Genomic DNA, 17,147 nt, shown 5'->3' with positions numbered 1-17,147 from the left:
ACGACCGGCGATAAAAATCAATTGCCACAAAATATTACTAGCGTCATATTACATCCGTAATAACGATCCGCTTTCCCCAGGTATTACGCCATGACCAGCATGCCCACCGTAGAACCCGATCTCGCCGTTCCGGTCAGCGCCCCCAAACCTCCTCTGCTCAAACGCCTGTTGTTGCCCACTGCGGGTCTGGCCGCGCTGGTGTTCGCCGGGCTGTACGCCGTGCATTGGTGGGGCGCCGGGCGATTTCTCGAAGAGACCGACGATGCCTACATTGGCGGCGACGTCACGGTGATCGGGCCGAAAGTCGCCGGTTACATCGAGGAAGTGCTGGTCAGCGACAACCAGAAGGTGAAGGCCGGCGACGTGCTGATCCGCCTCGACGCCCGCGACTACCGCGCCAATCTGGCCAAGGCCGAAGGTGCGGTCGCCGCCGAAGAGGCGCTGCTGGCCAACCTCGACGCCACCGAACAACTGCAGCAAGCGGTGATCGGTCAGGCCCGCGCCGGCATCGATGCCGCCAGTGCCGAAACCGCACGTTCGCGGGACGACAACGCCCGCTACAAGCGTCTGGTGACCACCAACGCAGTTTCGGTGGAAAGCGCGCAACGGGCCGACGCCACCTTCAAGACCGCGCAAGCCTTGAGCGCCAAAGCCCAGGCCGAACTGCTGGCCGCACAACGCCAACTCACCGTGATCGAAACCCAGAAACAACAGGCCCGCGCCGCCCTCCAGCAAGCCCGGGCCGAGCGTGATCTGGCACAACTCAACCTCGGCTACACCGAGCTGCGCGCCCCGGTCGACGGGGTGATCGGCAACCGCCGCGCGCGGGTCGGCGCCTACGCGCAGGCCGGTTCGCAGCAACTGTCGGTGGTGCCGGCCAGCGGTCTGTGGGTCGATGCCAATTTCAAGGAAGACCAACTGGCGCGGATGAAACCCGGCCAGCGCGTGAGCATCCGCGCCGACGTGTTGTCCGGCCAGGAATTCCACGGTCGCCTCGACAGCCTCGCCCCGGCCACCGGTTCGCAATTCAGCGTGCTGCCGCCGGAAAACGCCACCGGCAACTTCACCAAAATCGTCCAGCGCGTGCCGGTGCGAATCCTGCTCGACCCGGCCGACGGCGTGCTCGGCCACCTGCGTCCGGGCCTGTCGGTGACCGCTGAAGTCGACACCCGCGCCCAACCTGAAACCACTGCCGTGGCCAGCGCGCCATGAGCACCGCCCTCACCGCCCCCGCGCAGCCGTTCAATGCCGCCGAGATGGCGACGGCGACCAAAGTGTTCGCCTTCGCCACGATGTGCATCGGCATGTTCATCGCGCTGCTGGACATCCAGATCGTCTCGGCCTCGCTGCGCGATATCGGCGGCGGGTTGTCCGCCGGCACCGATGAAACGGCGTGGGTGCAGACCAGTTACCTGATCGCCGAAATCATCGTGATTCCGCTGTCGGGCTGGCTGTCGCGCGTGTTCTCCACGCGCTGGCTGTTCTGCGCTTCAGCGGTCGGTTTCACCCTCGCCAGCCTGCTCTGCGGCATCGCCTGGAACATTCAGAGCATGATCGCCTTTCGCGCGCTGCAGGGCTTTCTCGGCGGCTCGATGATTCCGCTGGTGTTCACCACGGCGTTCTTTTTCTTCACTGGCAAACAGCGGGTAATCGCCGCCGCGACCATCGGCGCCGTGGCATCGCTGGCACCGACGCTGGGCCCGGTGATTGGCGGCTGGATCACCGACATTTCCTCCTGGCATTGGCTGTTCTACATCAACCTGGTGCCAGGGATTTTCGTCGCCGTGGCGGTGCCGATGCTGGTCAAGATCGATCAGCCGGAACTGTCGCTGCTCAAGGGCGCGGATTATCTGAGCATGGTGTTTCTGGCGCTGTTTCTCGGCTGCCTGGAATACACCCTCGAAGAAGGCCCGCGCTGGAACTGGTTCAGCGATCAAACGATTCTGACCACCGCGTGGATCAGTGGCCTCGCGGGGCTGGCCTTCATCGGCCGCACGTTGCATGTAGCCAATCCGATCGTCGACCTGCGCGCGCTCAAGGATCGCAATTTCGCCCTCGGCTGCTTCTTTTCCTTCGTCACCGGGATCGGCCTGTTCGCGACGATTTACCTGACGCCGCTGTTTCTCGGCCGGGTGCGCGGCTACGGGGCGCTGGACATTGGTCTGGCGGTTTTCTCCACCGGGGTGTTCCAGATCATGGCGATTCCGCTGTACGCCTTTCTGGCCAATCGCGTCGATCTGCGCTGGATCATGATGGCGGGCCTGGCGTTGTTTGCGTTGTCGATGTGGGAATTCAGTCCGATTACCCACGACTGGGGCGCCGGAGAATTGATGCTGCCGCAAGCCCTGCGCGGGATCGCCCAGCAACTGGCTGTGCCGCCGGCGGTGACATTGACATTGGGTGGTTTGGCACCGGCGCGGCTGAAGCATGCGTCGGGCCTGTTCAACCTGATGCGCAATCTGGGCGGTGCAATCGGGATTGCGGCGTGCGCGACCATTCTCAACGACCGCACCAACCTGCACTTCACCCGGTTGGCGGAGCATCTGAACAGCAGCAACGAAGCGGTGAATCAGTGGCTGGCCCAGGTCGGCGGCAACTTCGCCGCGCTGGGTCAGAGCGGCGATGTCGGCCTCACCGCCAGCCTGCGTCAACTATGGCTGCTGACGTACCGTGAAGCGCAGACGCAAACCTACGGCGACACGTTCCTGATGATCATGGTGTGCTTCGGCATCGCCACGGCGATGGTGCCCTTGATGCGCAAGGTGCAACCACCGGCCGCGCCGAGTGCCGATGCACATTGATCGATCAGGCTTGCGGGGTTTTACGGAAGCCCACGGCCAGGCGGTTCCAGCTGTTGATGGTGCTGATCGCCACGCTCAGGTCGACCATTTCTTTGGGCGAGAACTGGGCGGCGACCACTTCGTAGTCTTCGTCCGGGGCGTGGGTCAGGCTCAGCTGGGTCAGGGTTTCGGTCCACAGCAGCGCGGCGCGTTCACGTTCGGTGAAGAACGGCGCTTCACGCCAAGCGGTCACGGCGAACAACCGGCGCGGGGTTTCGCCGCCCTTGATCGCGTCGGCGGTGTGCATGTCGATGCAGAACGCGCAGCCGTTGATCTGAGAAGCGCGCAGCTTGACCAGCTCGATCAGGGTCTTTTCCAGCGGCAGTTTGGAGACGGCGGTTTCCAGGGCGATCATCGCTTTGAGGGCATCTGGGGACGCGGTGTAGAAATCGATACGAGGTTTCATGGCGACTCTCCGGGGCAAGTGAATGTGTGGCTACGTTAGTCCCGGGGCCGGGCCAGGCAAATAGCCAATCTCCCAGAAGACGGGTAGGCCACTCCTTTCGCGTCAGAAAAGAAAGTGTGAAAGGGCAATTGCCAGCACTCGTTCCGCGCCACTAGAATGCGATCAATTCTTAATTGCACAGTTTTCGCACTCACGACCGCACCCTTGGCAACGGACGCCCGAAACGAGTATCTGCCCTTCATGTCGTCCTTCGATCAGCCGTTGAATCAGCAAGTCCAGACGCTCTACAGCGAACACCACGGGTGGCTGCAGGGCTGGCTGCAGCGCAAGTTGGGCAATCGCTGCGATGCGGCCGACCTGGCACACGACACGTTTTTGCGCCTGCTCACCCGGCAGGTGATCAAGCCACTGGGCAGCGAACCCCGGGCGCTGCTGACGCACATCGCCAAGGGCCTGGTGATCGACCGCTGGCGCCGGCAGGACCTGGAGCGCGCGTATCTGGAAACCATCGCGCACCTGCCCGCCGCCGAAGTGCCCTCGCCGGAAACCCGTTACCTGATTCTCGAGACCCTGTGGCGCATCGAAGCGCTGCTGCGCGAACTACCCGAGCAGACCCGCGAGACCTTCCTGCTGTCGCAGATCGAAGGCCTGACCTACGCGCAGATCGCCACGCGCCTGAGCGTTTCGCTGATCACCGTCAAACGCCACATGCGTGCCGCGTTCATTGCCTGCCTGAGTGTCGCCTGATGAATTCGTCGATGATCAATCCGCAGATTCTCGGCGAAGCCGCTGACTGGCTGGTGCAACTGCATTCCGGCACCGCCACCCCGTCCGACCATCAGGCCATCGCCCAGTGGCGCACCCGCAGCGCCGAGCACGCCATCGCCTGGCAACGGGCCGAAGCGCTGCTGGGGGATTTACGCAGCGTGCCGGCCAACGTCGCGATCCAGACCTTGAAACGCGCCTCCCGCAAAGAAGGCCTGAGCCGTCGCCAGACCCTCACCCGCCTCGGCTTGCTGTTGATGGCCGGGCCACTGGGCATTGCCTCGCAGCATGTGCCGTGGCAGCAATGGACCGCCGACCAGCGCACCGCCATCGGCGAGCAAAAGAACCTGCAATTGCCGGACGGCACCCAACTGATGCTCAACACCGACAGCGCCGTGGACATCGCTTTCAGCCCGGTGGAGCGTCGCGTCCTGCTGCTCAACGGCGAAGTGCTGATCAACACCGCCGCCGACGCCAGCGCCCGTCCGTTCATTGTCGAAACCCCGCAAGGTACTGCTCGCGCGCTGGGAACACGGTTTTGCGTACGCATCGAAGGCTCGCGCAGCCAGGTGTCGGTCCTCGAAGGCCGGGTAAAAATCACCCCGCAACTGCTCAAGCAAAATACGGTGCTCAAGGCCGGCGAACGCCAGCGCTTCAAGCTCAACAGCTTCGACAGTGCCGAAACCTTCGACACCGCATCCCTGGCCTGGGACAAAGGCATGCTGCTGGCCAGCAACATGCGTCTGGACGAATTGCTCGGCGAGCTGAGCCGCTATCGCCGCGGCGTGCTGCGCTGTCATCCGGACGTGGCGGCGACGCGCGTGTCCGGAGCATTTTCCCTGCGCGACACCGACGCCAGCCTGCGTCTGCTCAGCGATACGTTGCCGCTGAACATCAACAGCCTGACCCGCTATTGGCTGTCGGTGGAGCCCCGTGTCTGAGCACTCGGAAAATATTTTCAATATTCGCTGATACCTTTTCGCGACTCATCCGGTGAGTGGATAGACCTTTCAATTCCACGCCCCCGACAGGAACACCGAATGACCGCAATGCCATCGCCCCGCCCCGCCACATTTGCGCTCAAAGCCTTGAACCTGAGCCTGGCCCTGGCCTTCAGCGCACTGCTGCCGACCGCCGCCCACGCCGCCGACAGCGTCAGTGAAAGCGCCAGCCGCGGCGTCAACATCGGCCCCGGCCTGCTCAGCCATGTGCTGGCGCAATTTGCGGTCAGCGTCGGCGTGCCGCTGTCGTTCGATCCGGCGCAACTGGGCAATCGCCAGAGCCCCGGCCTGCAAGGCAGCTACACCGCGCAGAGCGGTTTTGCCCGGTTGCTGGAAGGCAGCGGTTTCGAACTGATCAGCACCGGCCACAACGGTTACACCGTGGCCCCGAAAGTCGCGGCGGACGGTGCGCTGGAGCTCGGCGCCACCAACGTCAGCGCCCTGCACGACGACAGCGGCGACACCTACGGCGGCGAACAGGTCGCCCGCCGCGCGCAGATCGGCATGCTCGGCAACCAGGAGGTCAACGACCTGCCCTTCAGCGTCACCAGCTACACCGCCAAGACCATGGCCGATCAGCAGGCCCAGACCGTCGGCGATGTGTTGCTCAACGACTCTTCGGTGCGCCAGTCCAACGGCTTCGGCAACTTCTCGCAGATGTTCATGATCCGCGGCCTGCCGCTGGCCTCCGATGACATTTCCTATAACGGCCTCTATGGCGTGCTGCCCCGGCAGATCATCGCCGTCGAAGCGCTGGATCGAGTGGAACTGTTCAAGGGCCCGAACGCTTTCGTCAACGGCGTGACCCCGAGCGGCAGCGGCATCGGTGGCGGGATCAACCTGCAACCCAAACGCGCGATGGACACACCGACCCGCAGCGTCACCCTCGACTACAGCGCCGACGGCCGGGTCGGCGGGCATCTGGACCTGGGCCAGCGCTTTGGCGAGGACAACCGCTTCGGCGCGCGGGTCAACCTGATGCAGCGCGAAGGCGACACCGCTGTCGATGACGAAGATCAGCGCTCGTCGCTGTTCACTGTCGGCCTGGACTATCGCGGCGATCGCCTGCGGGTCTCGACCGATTTCGGCTATCAGAAGCAGGTCATCAATCAAGGTCGCTCGGTGATCTATGTCGACTCGAGCCTGACAAAAGCCCCCAAGGTGCCGCACGCCAACGCCAGCTACGCCCAGAGCTGGAGCTACTCGCAACTCGAAGACACCTTCGGCATGGCCCGCGCCGAATACGACCTGAACGACAACTGGACCGCCTACGTGTCCGGCGGCGCCAAGCACACCCGCGAAAACGGTGTGTACTCGTCGCTGACCGTCACCGACCTCAACGGCAACGCCCGTGGCGGCATGCTCTACTCGCCCCACGATGAAGACAACCAAAGCGCCATGGCCGGGCTCAATGGCCGCTTCGACACTGGCCCCGTCACGCACCAGTTGAACCTCGGCTGGGCGGGCATCTGGGGCGAGCAGCGCTCGGCGTTCGAAACCGTCGGCGCCGCCGGGCGCTACAGCACCAACCTGTACGACATCACCGACAAGCCGCGCCCGGCGCCTACCTCGTTTGCCAGCGACATCAACGACCCGCGCATCACCGGCAAAAACATCCTGCGCAGCGAGGCGATTTCCGACACCCTCGGTTTCGTCGACGACCGCATCCTGCTGACCCTCGGCGTGCGTCGCCAAGCGCTGAAAGTCGACGGTTGGAGCACCGCCACTGGCGCCCGCACCTCCAGCTATGAAGAGTCGATCACCACCCCGGTCTACGGTCTGGTGATCAAGCCGTGGGAACACGTTTCGTTCTACGCCAACCGTATCGAAGGCCTGGCCAAAGGCCCGACGCCGCCGACCACGGCGATCAACCGCGACGAAACCTTCGCCCCGGTGCGCAGCAAGCAGATCGAAGCCGGTGTGCGCCTGGACATGGGCAGCTACGGCGCCAACCTCGGCGTCTATCGCATCGAACAACCGTCGAGCTACACCCAGGACGGAATCTTCCGGGTCGACGGCCAGCAGACCAACAAAGGCGTGGAGCTCAACGTCTACGGCGAACCGCTCGACGGCCTGCGCCTGCTCAGCGGCGCAACGCTGATGAAGACTGAACTGGAAGGCAGCAGCAACGGCGTGAATGACGGCAACCGCGCCGTCGGGGTGCCGCGCTTCCAGTTCAACCTCGGCGCCGACTGGGACATTCCGGGCCTCGAAGGCGCAGCCCTCAGCGCACGGATGTTGCGCACCGGCGGCCAATACCTGAACGCGGCCAACACCCAGAGCATTCCGGCGTGGAGCCGCTTCGACCTCGGCTCGCGCTATGCCTTCAAACTGGATGAAAAGCAGATCACCCTGCGGGCCAATCTGGAGAACGTTGCCAACGAAGCCTATTGGGCTTCGGCCAACGGCGGCTACCTGACCCAGGGCACGCCGCGCACGCTGAAGGTGTCGGCGACCGTGGACTTCTGACCGCTCGTCATACGGCCGGCACCAAGGGTTCGGCGCGTCAGACCAATATCAGGTAAATCCCCTTTCCGGAGACAGACCATGATGACGCGCAAACTCACCTCGCTGTTGCTGATCGGCCTGCTGGCCAGCGGTTCGGCCGCTACGTTCGCCGCCAACGACGGCGCCGATGCCACGGGCACCAAATCCGGCTCCACCAGTGGTTCACAAATGCCGCCCGACAACACGCCGGGCTCGCCGTCCGGCGGCAGCGGCGCGGGTGGCGGCACCGGCACCAACGGCGGCGCCAGCGGTTCGGGCTCGGGAGCGGGTGGTGGCACCGGTTCGGCCGGTGGCGGTACGGGCGGTGCCGGCGGTGGCACTGGCGGCTGAACGAACAAGAGCAGGTCATGGTGAAGGCCATGGCCTGTGTCTGAACCCGACCGGTTTTTTTGTCAGCGATCCGAGCGCAGTAGTTCGCCGAAGCCGACGTCCATCGACAATACGGCCGCGCGATTGCGGCCGGCGTTCTTGGCCTGATACAGCGCCGCGTCCGCGCGCTGGATGAACAGTTCCGGGCTGTCGTTGCCCAGCGGAATAAACGAATAGCAGCCAAGGCTCACCGTCAGATAACCGGTGGGCGAGCCACTGTGAGTGATGTGCTTGTCCATGACGCTGCGGCGGATCTGCCCGGCAATCGCCAGCGCGCCGTTGATGTCGGTATCTGGCAGCAATACCGCGAACTCCTCACCGCCATAGCGCACCGCCAAATCGGATTTGCGCTGGCAGCAGTTTTTCACCACCTGCGCGACCTGCGTCAGGCAATGGTCGCCGGCCACATGGCCGTAGGCATCGTTGTAGCGTTTGAAGAAGTCGATATCGAGCATGATCAGGCTGACCGGGCTCGACTGCCGCGCGCCCCGGGCAAACTCCACTTCCAGCGAACGCTCGAACAGACGCCGGTTGGCCAGCCCGGTCAGGCTGTCGTGGGTCGCGATCTGCTCCAGCGCCCGCTGGGCCTTGCGCAGATTTTTCTCGATCCGCTCGCCATCGCGCACCTGGTGAATGAACACCCAGCCGAACAGCCCTACGCCGAGCATCACCAGCGCCACGATGACGCTGGACTGGAAAGCCCGGTCATGCCAGCCCTGAAGAATCGTGTCCCGCGATGAAGAGGCGGACACCACCAGCGGATAACTTTCCAACTGCCGGTAACCGTAAAGACGCGTCACACCGTCGACCACCGAATCGATCATCGCGGTGCCGGCCGAAGCGTTTGGCAGCAGCTTCTGATAGATCTCGCCCTTGGCCAGCGAGGTGCCGATCAGGGCCTCGTCGAACGGCCGCCGGGCGAGCAGCGTGCCGTCGGTCAGGCCGAGGAACATGGTGCCGTTGTCGTCCAGGCTGAAACTTTTGAAGAACTTGTCGAAGTACGACATCTTGATCCCGGCCAGCAATACGCCCTGGAAATTGCCGGCGCGGTCGTTGACCCGTTTCGAGATCGGGATGATCCACTCACCGTTCTCGCGGCTGCGGATCGCCGGGCCGATGTGCGCCACGGCCGACACGTTCTGCTGGTGAAACTTGAAGTACTCACGATCGGCTACGCCATTGCCGCGCGGCAGATCCGGAAACGAAGTAATCACCCACTGCCCTTCGCGGTCGAACAGGAACATGCCGTGCAACTGTTCCAGTTGCTGCACCCGCCGCGCGAAGGTTCTCTGCAGACGCGGCTTCTGCGCCGCACCGTAGCCATCTTCCTGAACCCAGTCGACCAGGCTGGTCATCACCAGATCCGCCGCCAGAAAGGTGTCTTCGGCCTGCTGCGCCATGGCCCGGGTCAGGTTGGCCGAGGACACCTGCGCACTCGCCAGATCCTGGCGCCGCGACTGTTCGATCTGCAAATACAGCAGACCGGACAGGCACAGACACACGGCAACGATGAACAACACCGCCGCCTTGCGCAGGGGCAAACGCTTGAGGGTGCCGCCGGGGGCCTGATGCGGATCGTGAATGGGGATAGGCAAAAGCGTGTCCTGGGCAGGTACGACAGGGGCAAAGGCCCGAAACCCTTGTTTTTTGTGAGCGTAGCCCACCGGGTTGTGTGGGGCAACCAAGTGCCACCGCGACAATCCCGACCCTGTTGCTATCGGCGTGCAGAGCAATTGGATGACCTGCGACACAAATTATTTTTGCCTGCCCGTTTTGCCCGCATCAGCCCTGACGGGCCAACCGCCGCATCGCGCTGTGCAGATGCGCCCGCGCACTTTCCGGATCGCCCTCGCGCATCTGCTCGTACGCCCGTTGCGCAACCGCGTGCGGCACCGGTTTCAACACCCGTTGCGTAGCCATCGCCAGCAGTTGCACTTGCGCGGCACGTTCCAGGTAATACAGATCGTCCCAGGCTTCGGCGATGGTCGGCGCCGCGACAATTACCCCGTGATTCTTCAGAAACAGAATGTCGGCCTCCCCCATGACCCCGGCAATCCGGTCGCCTTCACGCTCATCCAGCGCCAGCCCGTTGTAATGCTCGTCCACCGCCGTGCGCCCGTAGAACTTCAGCGCGGTCTGACTCAGCCACAATAGCGGCGGCCCCTCCAGCAGGCATAACGCCGTCGCGTTTGGCATGTGGGTGTGGAATGCGACCTTCACCCGAGGCAGCCGCTGGTGCAGCCGCGCATGAATGTAGAAAGCGGTGGCCTCCGGCTGGCCCTCGCCGTCCACCACGTTGCCGTCGAAGTCGCAGACCAGCAAGTTGTGCGCCGTGACTTCGGAAAACGCATAACCGTAGGGATTGACCAGAAACAGGTCAGCGTGCCCCGGCAACATCGCCGAAAAGTGATTGCAGATCCCCTCCTCCAGCCCGTGCAGCGCCGCCAGTTGAAAGCACGCTGCCAGTTCGTGACGGGCGGTGATGATGGCTTCGCTGTCGAGGTTCAACGAGGCGCAACGCGTGGGTCGGGCGCTGCCGGTGAGGGTATGGGCCATGGCGAAACTCCTCTATTACCAGCCAAGGGACGAGAACAGCGGGACCACTTCGTCCAGCGTGTTGAGGATCGCGTCGGGCCGATAGTCCGGCAGCAACTGACGACCGGTCCCGCGGTCGATCCATACGCAGCGAAAATGCATGTCGCGGGCCGCCGTGTGGTCGAGCATCGGGCTGGCGCAGATGTGCACCACCTGATCGCGGCTGACGCCCAATTGTTCATGAGCGTAGTCGAACAGCCGCGGCGCCGGTTTGTAGGCGCCGGCCTGTTGCGCGGTGATCACCCGATCGATGTGGCCACCGAGTTGAGCGACGTTGCCGGCGATGATGTCGTCATCGGTGTTGGAGACGATGCACAGCTTGAAACCCTTGGCCTTGAGCTGCGCGAGGGTCTCGACGACTTCGGGAAACGGCGGCATCTGCGGAATCGCGGCGGCCAGGCGCTGACTGTCTTCGCTGGCACTCGCCAGGCCCAGTTCTTCCAGGGCCAGTTGCAGGCCGAGAGTGCTGAGTTCTCGAAACGAGCGGTGCGGCGGCGTCTGTTCCAGGCGATGTTCGTGGCGGTCGTAAACCTCGATCAGGCGCCCGGCGTCGACCCGGTGCTCGCCCTTCTCGCTCAGGATCCGCTCGGCCACGGCGCGCAGGCCTTCGTCCCATTGAATCAAGGTGCCGTAACAATCGAAGGTCAGCCAATGCGGGCGCGGTGTGTTGATCAAGGTCATGGGGGCATTCCTCTGCAAGTGAGGGCTTCAGCTTATGAACTCGGAGTGATAGTGTGAAATTAAATAAATAGCCAACCGTCAGTTGCCAAACAAATATCGAGACCGCCGCCATGCTGGATCTGGAACTGCTGAAAACCTTCGTCTGCGTGGTCGATGAAGGCAGCTTCACCCGCGCCGCCGAACGCGTCCACCGCACTCAATCCACGGTCAGCCAACAGGTGCGCAAACTCGAAGATCTGGTCGGCCACGCCCTCCTGTTGCGCGACCGCACCGGGCTGAATGTCAGCGTCACCGAGCACGGCGAACTGCTGATCCACTACGCCCGCCGTCTGCTGGCCTTGTCCGCCGAGGCCAGCGAAGCCCTGGCCAGCGACCTGGATCTGGAAATCCTGCGCATCGGCATGCCGGAAGATTTCGATGCCCGACGCATGGCGCTGATCCTCGCCGGCTTCACCCGCAGCCACCCGCAAGCGCGGCTGGAAACCGTCAGCGGCATGAGCCTCGACCTGCGCCAACGCCTCGACAGTGACGAAATCGACATCGCCCTGATCAAACGCGAACCCGACAGCGGCCCCGCCTGGGCGACCTGGCCGGAAAGACTGGTGTGGGTCAAAGGCGTGGAATTCGACTCATCCAATGGCGTGTTGCCGCTAGCGCTGTTTCCTCAAGGCTGCCTGTACCGACAACGGGCAATCCGCCTGCTCGACGTGGCGCAACGCCCATGGCGGGTGGCCTTCGGCAGCCACAGCCTGACCGGCATTCAAGCGGCGGTGGCCTCCGGGCTTGGTGTTTCGGTGCTGCCGGCGTCGGCGGTGTTGCCGGAACATCGAGTGTGCACGGATTTGCCGCCGCTGCCGCCGACGGAGCTGGCATTGGTCAGCCGCGAGGGGGTGTTGAGTGGATTGCAGCGAGGGTTGGTGGAGTTTTTGCGGGGGGAATTGGGGGTGGATGCGGGGGGATTTGCTTGATCCCCCCCGATTGGCGCTGAACTCAGGGCTTGTTGACTTCGCGCAGCAGGTCTGCGACGGGGAGGTTCATGGTGTTTGAGTAGTAGGGTTTGTAGCCGTAAGCGGTGACGACGACTTTGCAGGGGATTTGTTGTTTGCCTGAGAGGAGTTGGTTGATTTCTGCCACTGACAAGTATCTTTCCGAGCTTCGGTTGCTAGACGTCTCGGAAATGAAAGCATGGGTCAGATAAGAGTATCCCGCAGGGGCTCCGTCTCTTTTATCCGGCGATATCAATCCAAACGCTGAAAACCGAATGGCTTTACCAACCGAGAAATCCTGATCTTCAGCCAAAGCACAATGAAGCATGCCTGAAGCCATTCCTACCCTCTCTCCCCGACCAAAAAGATCCAAGACATCAACATTCGACTGATACCTGATTACATATAGAGACCTGTCTCTCTCAACAGACACGTAGCTCAAATTCGCCGGAGGCCATACATGGTCTTTTGCACAACCAGAACAAATCACGAAAAGCAGGCAAACGAACAGTCTATACATCAGGAAAATTCCTCCATGATCGAGTCAAACAGCAGATCACCAGCAGACTTGTTTCCCGCAATACGTGCGGTAAACAGACCCAAAGCGTTTGCATGATTGGTATCCACATTCACGTTCAGTGACGGGCCACAAGTGATAAGCCATTTTTCGCCAAAGTCGGCGACCCCATCTGAAGGGTCTCTGTTGCTAGGCGTAGCCTTGATATTGACCCAGTTGGCCGCAACCGGATCAGGACGGTCATAATAAATATCTGAGCCCAACCAGACCAAAGCGCCCTCACCCACCGGATCAAGGGTAACCAGCATCTGAACCCGGTATCCCCATTCGGACATGATCTTTGTCAGGTGCGCGCCATTCCAGCCACCGAGGCTGTGACCGACGATATATACGGGGCAGCTTTTGTAAGGGATCAGGCTTAGAACATACCGCTGAATATCTTTCTTTCCTTTGACTTCGTTGTACCCCAACCAATCCGATTTATATTTCCCCTCCGTTGCCAAATCCTGAACGCGCTGATCGAAGTACTTACGTGCTTCTTGAATGTTTCCATACGGCCCTGAAAAGTAATAGCTCTCCTTATCCCCAGCGCCTCCCACAAACACAACAACCGCCTTGGTACTCTCCACCGAAACAGCCTTCACACTGACATCCTTCTTGTCCGTCAGCGGATGTTCCTTGTGCAGCTTGTAATTGTTGCCTTTCTCGCACGTGACCGTTTCCGCACCCATGCCTCATTCCTCCAGAAACAGTTTGATGGTTTCAGGAAGATGCGAACTGATCGTGTGGGTAAAACCGGCGGCGTCAGACACGCCGTGTTCCATCCGACCGTCCGCACGCTGAATCATGTACGGATGATTCGGCATCGGTTCGCCGGTCGTGTCGTTCACCAACTGCAACTTGTCAGTGAAGTGCACCGGCATTGGCAGCAGGCCGCTGAAGGGAGCGTTCACCACGGTATCGCCGATGATGACGGTACCGGAACCGCCCACCACCACATTCCCGTGACCACCGGTGCTGTCCAGGGTTGCGGCGTTCAGGCCATTGATAAAAACCGTCGAGGCAACGCCACCGGTGATCGGACTGCCGCACGCCGACTTGTCCGTCATTCGCGCAGCAGGCAGCCCGTCGAAATTCACATTCGGCGAACCACTGACAATCGGGTTGGTGCCATGCCCCGGCAACGGGCAGGCGGTCGGATCGGTCACTCGGGCAGCGGGTTTTCCGCTCATGAAAAGCTCCTTGCGGTGTCGCGTCATCATCCATTGGCGCGCAAGCATGAACAAAGTCGCGGCGTTGTTCAAACCCGCACGCAAAAAAACAGGCGCCTGAAAAGGCGCCTGTTTTTTATGGTCGGTAACCGCTCCGGTCAGCGCGACGGCGGCACCCGGATATCCCCCGCCCGGCACTGGGTTTTCACGCCCTTGCCGCAGGCGCCGAATTGCAGGTCCTTGCCCATGCACACACGCACTTCCGAGAGTTCCGGGCCGTTGCAGATCACGGCGATACCATCTGACGGGATGCCCGGATTACTCCTGCGGAACAGGTCGGCAATTTCCTGCGCTTCGAAGTAATAAGAGCTGCTGAACGGTTGCAGCTCTTCCGGGATTTTCACCGCCGCCACCGCCTTGTCCGCTTCGTCCAGATAGCCCATCGCGCCGAGGCCGCTGCAGGTGCCGTGCTTGCTCCATTCGTGATCGAGGAGTTTTTTGGTCGGGAACAGTGTCAGGCCTTTGGCCGTTTCGGCGGCGGACAGGTTGGTCAGCGGTGGGCAGGATTCCGGCCAGCCGCCCTTGGCGTATTGCGGCCACAGGCCATGCAGGACAAAACCGTAGCCCTTGCCGGTGCATTGCGGATCGTCCTTGTGGGTCAGGCAAAAGGTCGGCGACCAGGACAGCGTCAGCAGGTAGTAATCGAATACCCCCGCCACCGATTCCGCCTTGCTGGCAGACGACTGGCGTGCCGAACTCAGGCCGATGCTACCGACCGTCAGCGCAATCAGCGCCATAATTGTAAAAAGCTTTTTCATGTTCCCGTTCCTTGGGACGCGTGCGTCCGTGGTTTCTGTGGTCTGACCGTCACTTGGCCAGACGCTGATTGAGTCATGCCCGTGTTGCAAGCGCATGACGCAGGGCAAAACCTGCATTACTTTGAAAGGACTACGATGATGTTGAAATCACCACAGGGAACCGACATGAGTAAAGCAGACGAACTCGCCGCGAAACTCAAACAAACCCGGCACACCCATGCTGACGAAATCACCTGCGCCGAACTGGAGATCGATTGCTGGCCGGCCCAGGTCTACGCCTTGTATCACCGCATCGAGGGCTGGCTGCAACCGGCCACCGAGGTAGGCCTGAAGATTCGGCGCAATCCTACCCATGTTTGCGAAAGTTCACCGGATGGCGAGACCCACGACTACGCCATCGACCAGTTGATCATCGAAGCCAACCACCACAGCCTGACGTTCGACCCCATCGCCCGCTTCACCGAAGACGGCTCGGGGCGCGTGCAAATCGTCCTGCCGGGGCGCGAAGCATCGCTGCTGCGCACGGTCGATGAACACGGTGAAAGCCATTGGTGGTTGCAGACGCTCGAAACCGGGCAACAGCTGGATGCGATTGCGTTGACGGAAAACAACCTGTTGTTGGTAGTCCAGGAAGGACTCGGTTTGTAGGTTGAACCTGACACAACTGTAATCCGCCCCTCAGCCAGCTGAAAGCTGCCGCTGGTTAGCCTCCCCGTCATTGGTCAAACGGGGACTTCCAGCGCATGCCTTCCACCACCTCAAGACGCACCTTCGTCAAAGGCCTCGCCGCAGGCGGTCTGCTCGGCGGCCTCGGCCTGTGGCGCACGCCGGTCTGGGCCTTGAACAGCCCAGGCCAGATAGATGAAATGAACGGCACCAACTTCGAGCTGTTCATCGGCGAAACGCCGGTCAACTTCACCAGCCAGCCCCGCACCGCGATGACCATCAACGGCAGCCTGCCCGGTCCGCTGCTGCGCTGGCGCGAAGGCGACACCGTGACGCTGCGGGTGCGCAACCGGCTCAAGGACAGCACGTCGATCCACTGGCACGGCATTCTGCTGCCGGCCAACATGGACGGCGTGCCGGGCCTGAGTTTCAAGGGCATCGAACCGGGTGGCGTGTACATCTACCAGTTCAAGGTTCGCCAGCACGGCACCTACTGGTATCACAGCCATTCCGGCTTGCAGGAACAGGCCGGCGTCTACGGGCCGCTGGTGATCGACGCCCGGGAACCGGAGCCGTTCCAGTACGACCGCGAGTACGTGGTGATGCTCAGCGACTGGTCCGACGAAGATCCGGACAGCCTGATGAAGACCCTGAAAAAGCAGTCCGACTACTACAACTTCCACAAACGCACCGTCGGCGACTTCATCCACGACGTCGGCAAAAAAGGCTGGGGCGCCACCGTCGCCGATCGCACGATGTGGGCGCAGATGAAGATGAATCCCACCGACATCGCCGACGTCAGCGGCGCCACGTACACCTTCCTGATGAACGGCCACGCCCCGGATAACAACTGGACCGGCCTGTTCCGCCCCGGCGAGAAGCTGCGGCTGCGGCTGATCAACGGCTCGGCCATGACCTACTTCGACGTGCGCATTCCCGGCTTGAAAATGACCGTGGTCGCCGCCGACGGCCTGCACGTCAAACCGGTCAGCGTCGACGAGTTGCGCATCGCGGTGGCAGAAACCTACGACGTGATCGTCGAACCCGCCGCCGACGCCTATACCCTGTTCGCCCAGGCCATGGACCGCACCGGTTATGCCCGAGGCACCCTCGCTGCCCGCGCCGGTTTGTCGGCCCCGGTACCGGCGCTGGACCCGCGCCCGCTGGTGACCATGGACGACATGGGCATGGGCGGCATGGATCATGGTTCGATGGACATGAGCAGCATGGATCACTCGAGCATGAACATGGGCCCGATGCAGTCGCACCCCGACAGCGAAAAGGACAACCCGCTGGTAGACATGCAAGCCATGACCACCGCTCCAAAACTCGACGAACCCGGCCTCGGCCTGCGCAACAACGGTCGCCGGGTGCTGACCTACGCCGACCTGCGCAGCACTTTCGAAGACCCGGACGGCCGCGACCCGAGCCGCACCATCGAGTTGCACCTCACCGGCCACATGGAGAAATTCGCCTGGTCGTTCAACGGCATCAAGTTCTCCGACGCCGAACCTCTGCTGTTGAAGTACGGCGAGCGGATCCGCCTGGTGCTGGTCAACGACACGATGATGACCCACCCCATTCACCTGCACGGGATGTGGAGCGATCTGGAAGACGAAAACGGCGACTTCCAGGTACGCAAACACACCATCGACATGCCGCCCGGCACCCGCCGCAGCTACCGCGTGACTGCAGATGCGCTCGGCCGATGGGCCTATCACTGCCATCTCCTGTACCACATGGAAATGGGCATGTTCCGTGAAGTGCGGGTGGAAGAATGAGGA

At 62.2% G+C, this 17,147-nt stretch carries 17 protein-coding genes; 9 read left to right on the top strand and 8 right to left on the bottom strand.

Going from position 1 to position 17,147, the window contains the following annotated elements:
- Positions 1–90: 90 nt before the first annotated feature.
- Together AC1Q9F_RS18505 and AC1Q9F_RS18500 are read left to right on the top strand one after the other, a co-directional pair.
- Positions 91–1,212 carry an HlyD family secretion protein gene (locus AC1Q9F_RS18505; protein WP_115078604.1) on the top strand — a complete coding sequence of 374 codons (1,122 nt, stop codon included), beginning with the start codon at positions 91–93 and terminating at the stop codon, positions 1,210–1,212.
- On the top strand, positions 1,209–2,801 hold the full coding sequence (locus AC1Q9F_RS18500; protein ID WP_492620583.1) for a DHA2 family efflux MFS transporter permease subunit: 1,593 nt from the start codon (positions 1,209–1,211) through the stop codon (positions 2,799–2,801). The genes AC1Q9F_RS18505 and AC1Q9F_RS18500 overlap by 4 nt, the downstream gene beginning before the upstream one ends.
- A gap of 4 nt (positions 2,802–2,805) precedes the next feature.
- Here AC1Q9F_RS18500 and AC1Q9F_RS18495 read toward each other — a convergent pair whose 3' ends face one another.
- Entirely contained in the window at positions 2,806–3,246 is a 441-nt protein-coding gene (locus AC1Q9F_RS18495; protein WP_007955895.1) for a carboxymuconolactone decarboxylase family protein, read from the bottom strand.
- Positions 3,247–3,486: 240 nt separating this feature from the next.
- Here AC1Q9F_RS18495 and AC1Q9F_RS18490 point away from each other — a divergent pair, with 240 nt between their 5' ends.
- The 4 genes from AC1Q9F_RS18490 (at position 3,487) to AC1Q9F_RS18475 (ending at position 7,850) form a co-directional block, all read left to right on the top strand.
- Positions 3,487–3,993 (top strand): sigma-70 family RNA polymerase sigma factor, encoded by a 507-nt coding sequence (locus tag AC1Q9F_RS18490; RefSeq protein ID WP_207983396.1) that lies wholly within the window; start codon positions 3,487–3,489, stop codon positions 3,991–3,993.
- Positions 3,993–4,952 carry a FecR domain-containing protein gene (locus tag AC1Q9F_RS18485; protein ID WP_492620582.1) on the top strand — a complete coding sequence of 320 codons (960 nt, stop codon included), beginning with the start codon at positions 3,993–3,995 and terminating at the stop codon, positions 4,950–4,952. The genes AC1Q9F_RS18490 and AC1Q9F_RS18485 overlap by 1 nt, the downstream gene beginning before the upstream one ends.
- A 99-nt stretch (positions 4,953–5,051) precedes the next feature.
- On the top strand, positions 5,052–7,481 hold the full coding sequence (locus AC1Q9F_RS18480; protein ID WP_492620581.1) for a TonB-dependent siderophore receptor: 2,430 nt from the start codon (positions 5,052–5,054) through the stop codon (positions 7,479–7,481).
- Between the two features lie 78 nt (positions 7,482–7,559).
- A complete protein-coding gene (locus AC1Q9F_RS18475) occupies positions 7,560–7,850 on the top strand; it encodes a hypothetical protein (RefSeq protein ID WP_085686714.1) in 291 nt (96 codons plus the stop codon).
- 62 nt (positions 7,851–7,912) lie between these two features.
- Here the strand turns inward: AC1Q9F_RS18475 and AC1Q9F_RS18470 are convergent, their stop codons facing one another.
- The 3 genes from AC1Q9F_RS18470 to AC1Q9F_RS18460 form a co-directional block, all read right to left on the bottom strand.
- Positions 7,913–9,484, bottom strand: a complete 1,572-nt coding sequence (locus AC1Q9F_RS18470; RefSeq protein ID WP_492620580.1) for a sensor domain-containing diguanylate cyclase — start codon at positions 9,482–9,484, stop codon at positions 7,913–7,915.
- Positions 9,485–9,671: 187 nt separating this feature from the next.
- Positions 9,672–10,445 carry an aldolase gene (locus AC1Q9F_RS18465; RefSeq protein WP_492620579.1) on the bottom strand — a complete coding sequence of 258 codons (774 nt, stop codon included), beginning with the start codon at positions 10,443–10,445 and terminating at the stop codon, positions 9,672–9,674.
- Positions 10,446–10,460: 15 nt separating this feature from the next.
- Positions 10,461–11,165: a haloacid dehalogenase type II gene (locus AC1Q9F_RS18460; RefSeq protein ID WP_492620578.1), complete on the bottom strand. Its 705-nt coding sequence runs from the start codon at positions 11,163–11,165 to the stop codon at positions 10,461–10,463.
- Positions 11,166–11,275: 110 nt separating this feature from the next.
- Between AC1Q9F_RS18460 and AC1Q9F_RS18455 the strand changes: the two genes are divergently transcribed.
- Positions 11,276–12,133, top strand: coding sequence for a LysR substrate-binding domain-containing protein (locus tag AC1Q9F_RS18455; RefSeq protein WP_492620577.1), 858 nt, complete (start codon positions 11,276–11,278; stop codon positions 12,131–12,133).
- Positions 12,134–12,155: 22 nt separating this feature from the next.
- Here the strand turns inward: AC1Q9F_RS18455 and AC1Q9F_RS18450 are convergent, their stop codons facing one another.
- From AC1Q9F_RS18450 to AC1Q9F_RS18435, 4 genes are all read right to left on the bottom strand, one after another.
- The gene (locus tag AC1Q9F_RS18450) at positions 12,156–12,491 is read right to left on the bottom strand and encodes a hypothetical protein (RefSeq protein ID WP_007955877.1); all 336 of its coding nucleotides are present in this window, start codon (positions 12,489–12,491) and stop codon (positions 12,156–12,158) included.
- A 179-nt stretch (positions 12,492–12,670) separates the two neighbouring features.
- Positions 12,671–13,399 (bottom strand): alpha/beta fold hydrolase, encoded by a 729-nt coding sequence (locus tag AC1Q9F_RS18445; RefSeq protein ID WP_492620576.1) that lies wholly within the window; start codon positions 13,397–13,399, stop codon positions 12,671–12,673.
- A gap of 3 nt (positions 13,400–13,402) precedes the next feature.
- On the bottom strand, positions 13,403–13,900 hold the full coding sequence (locus tag AC1Q9F_RS18440; RefSeq protein WP_085608250.1) for a PAAR domain-containing protein: 498 nt from the start codon (positions 13,898–13,900) through the stop codon (positions 13,403–13,405).
- 137 nt (positions 13,901–14,037) lie between these two features.
- On the bottom strand, positions 14,038–14,697 hold the full coding sequence (locus tag AC1Q9F_RS18435) for a ribonuclease T2 (protein WP_085608249.1): 660 nt from the start codon (positions 14,695–14,697) through the stop codon (positions 14,038–14,040).
- Positions 14,698–14,862: 165 nt separating this feature from the next.
- Here AC1Q9F_RS18435 and AC1Q9F_RS18430 point away from each other — a divergent pair, with 165 nt between their 5' ends.
- Together AC1Q9F_RS18430 and AC1Q9F_RS18425 are read left to right on the top strand one after the other, a co-directional pair.
- Positions 14,863–15,345, top strand: coding sequence for a hypothetical protein (locus AC1Q9F_RS18430; protein ID WP_492620575.1), 483 nt, complete (start codon positions 14,863–14,865; stop codon positions 15,343–15,345).
- Between the two features lie 95 nt (positions 15,346–15,440).
- Complete coding sequence (locus AC1Q9F_RS18425) at positions 15,441–17,144, top strand: copper resistance system multicopper oxidase (protein WP_492620574.1); 1,704 nt, start codon at positions 15,441–15,443, stop codon at positions 17,142–17,144.
- The last annotated feature ends 3 nt before the right edge of the window (positions 17,145–17,147 follow it).

The organism is Pseudomonas sp. GW823-FHT04A03 (assembly GCF_058796615.1).
This window is presented reverse-complemented; position numbering and strand designations above follow the sequence as displayed.

What these genes read in the sequence shown, in the direction of transcription:
- AC1Q9F_RS18505 (WP_115078604.1), top strand. Translation starts at nt 91, where the DNA reads ATGACCAGCATGCCCACCGTAGAACCCGATCTCGCCGTTCCGGTCAGC.
- AC1Q9F_RS18500 (WP_492620583.1), top strand. Translation starts at nt 1,209, where the DNA reads ATGAGCACCGCCCTCACCGCCCCCGCGCAGCCGTTCAATGCCGCCGAG.
- AC1Q9F_RS18495 (WP_007955895.1), bottom strand. Translation starts at nt 3,246, where the DNA reads ATGAAACCTCGTATCGATTTCTACACCGCGTCCCCAGATGCCCTCAAA.
- AC1Q9F_RS18490 (WP_207983396.1), top strand. Translation starts at nt 3,487, where the DNA reads ATGTCGTCCTTCGATCAGCCGTTGAATCAGCAAGTCCAGACGCTCTAC.
- AC1Q9F_RS18485 (WP_492620582.1), top strand. Translation starts at nt 3,993, where the DNA reads ATGAATTCGTCGATGATCAATCCGCAGATTCTCGGCGAAGCCGCTGAC.
- AC1Q9F_RS18480 (WP_492620581.1), top strand. Translation starts at nt 5,052, where the DNA reads ATGACCGCAATGCCATCGCCCCGCCCCGCCACATTTGCGCTCAAAGCC.
- AC1Q9F_RS18475 (WP_085686714.1), top strand. Translation starts at nt 7,560, where the DNA reads ATGATGACGCGCAAACTCACCTCGCTGTTGCTGATCGGCCTGCTGGCC.
- AC1Q9F_RS18465 (WP_492620579.1), bottom strand. Translation starts at nt 10,445, where the DNA reads ATGGCCCATACCCTCACCGGCAGCGCCCGACCCACGCGTTGCGCCTCG.
- AC1Q9F_RS18460 (WP_492620578.1), bottom strand. Translation starts at nt 11,165, where the DNA reads ATGACCTTGATCAACACACCGCGCCCGCATTGGCTGACCTTCGATTGT.
- AC1Q9F_RS18455 (WP_492620577.1), top strand. Translation starts at nt 11,276, where the DNA reads ATGCTGGATCTGGAACTGCTGAAAACCTTCGTCTGCGTGGTCGATGAA.
- AC1Q9F_RS18450 (WP_007955877.1), bottom strand. Translation starts at nt 12,491, where the DNA reads ATGGCTTCAGGCATGCTTCATTGTGCTTTGGCTGAAGATCAGGATTTC.
- AC1Q9F_RS18445 (WP_492620576.1), bottom strand. Translation starts at nt 13,399, where the DNA reads ATGGGTGCGGAAACGGTCACGTGCGAGAAAGGCAACAATTACAAGCTG.
- AC1Q9F_RS18440 (WP_085608250.1), bottom strand. Translation starts at nt 13,900, where the DNA reads ATGAGCGGAAAACCCGCTGCCCGAGTGACCGATCCGACCGCCTGCCCG.
- AC1Q9F_RS18435 (WP_085608249.1), bottom strand. Translation starts at nt 14,697, where the DNA reads ATGAAAAAGCTTTTTACAATTATGGCGCTGATTGCGCTGACGGTCGGT.
- AC1Q9F_RS18430 (WP_492620575.1), top strand. Translation starts at nt 14,863, where the DNA reads ATGAGTAAAGCAGACGAACTCGCCGCGAAACTCAAACAAACCCGGCAC.
- AC1Q9F_RS18425 (WP_492620574.1), top strand. Translation starts at nt 15,441, where the DNA reads ATGCCTTCCACCACCTCAAGACGCACCTTCGTCAAAGGCCTCGCCGCA.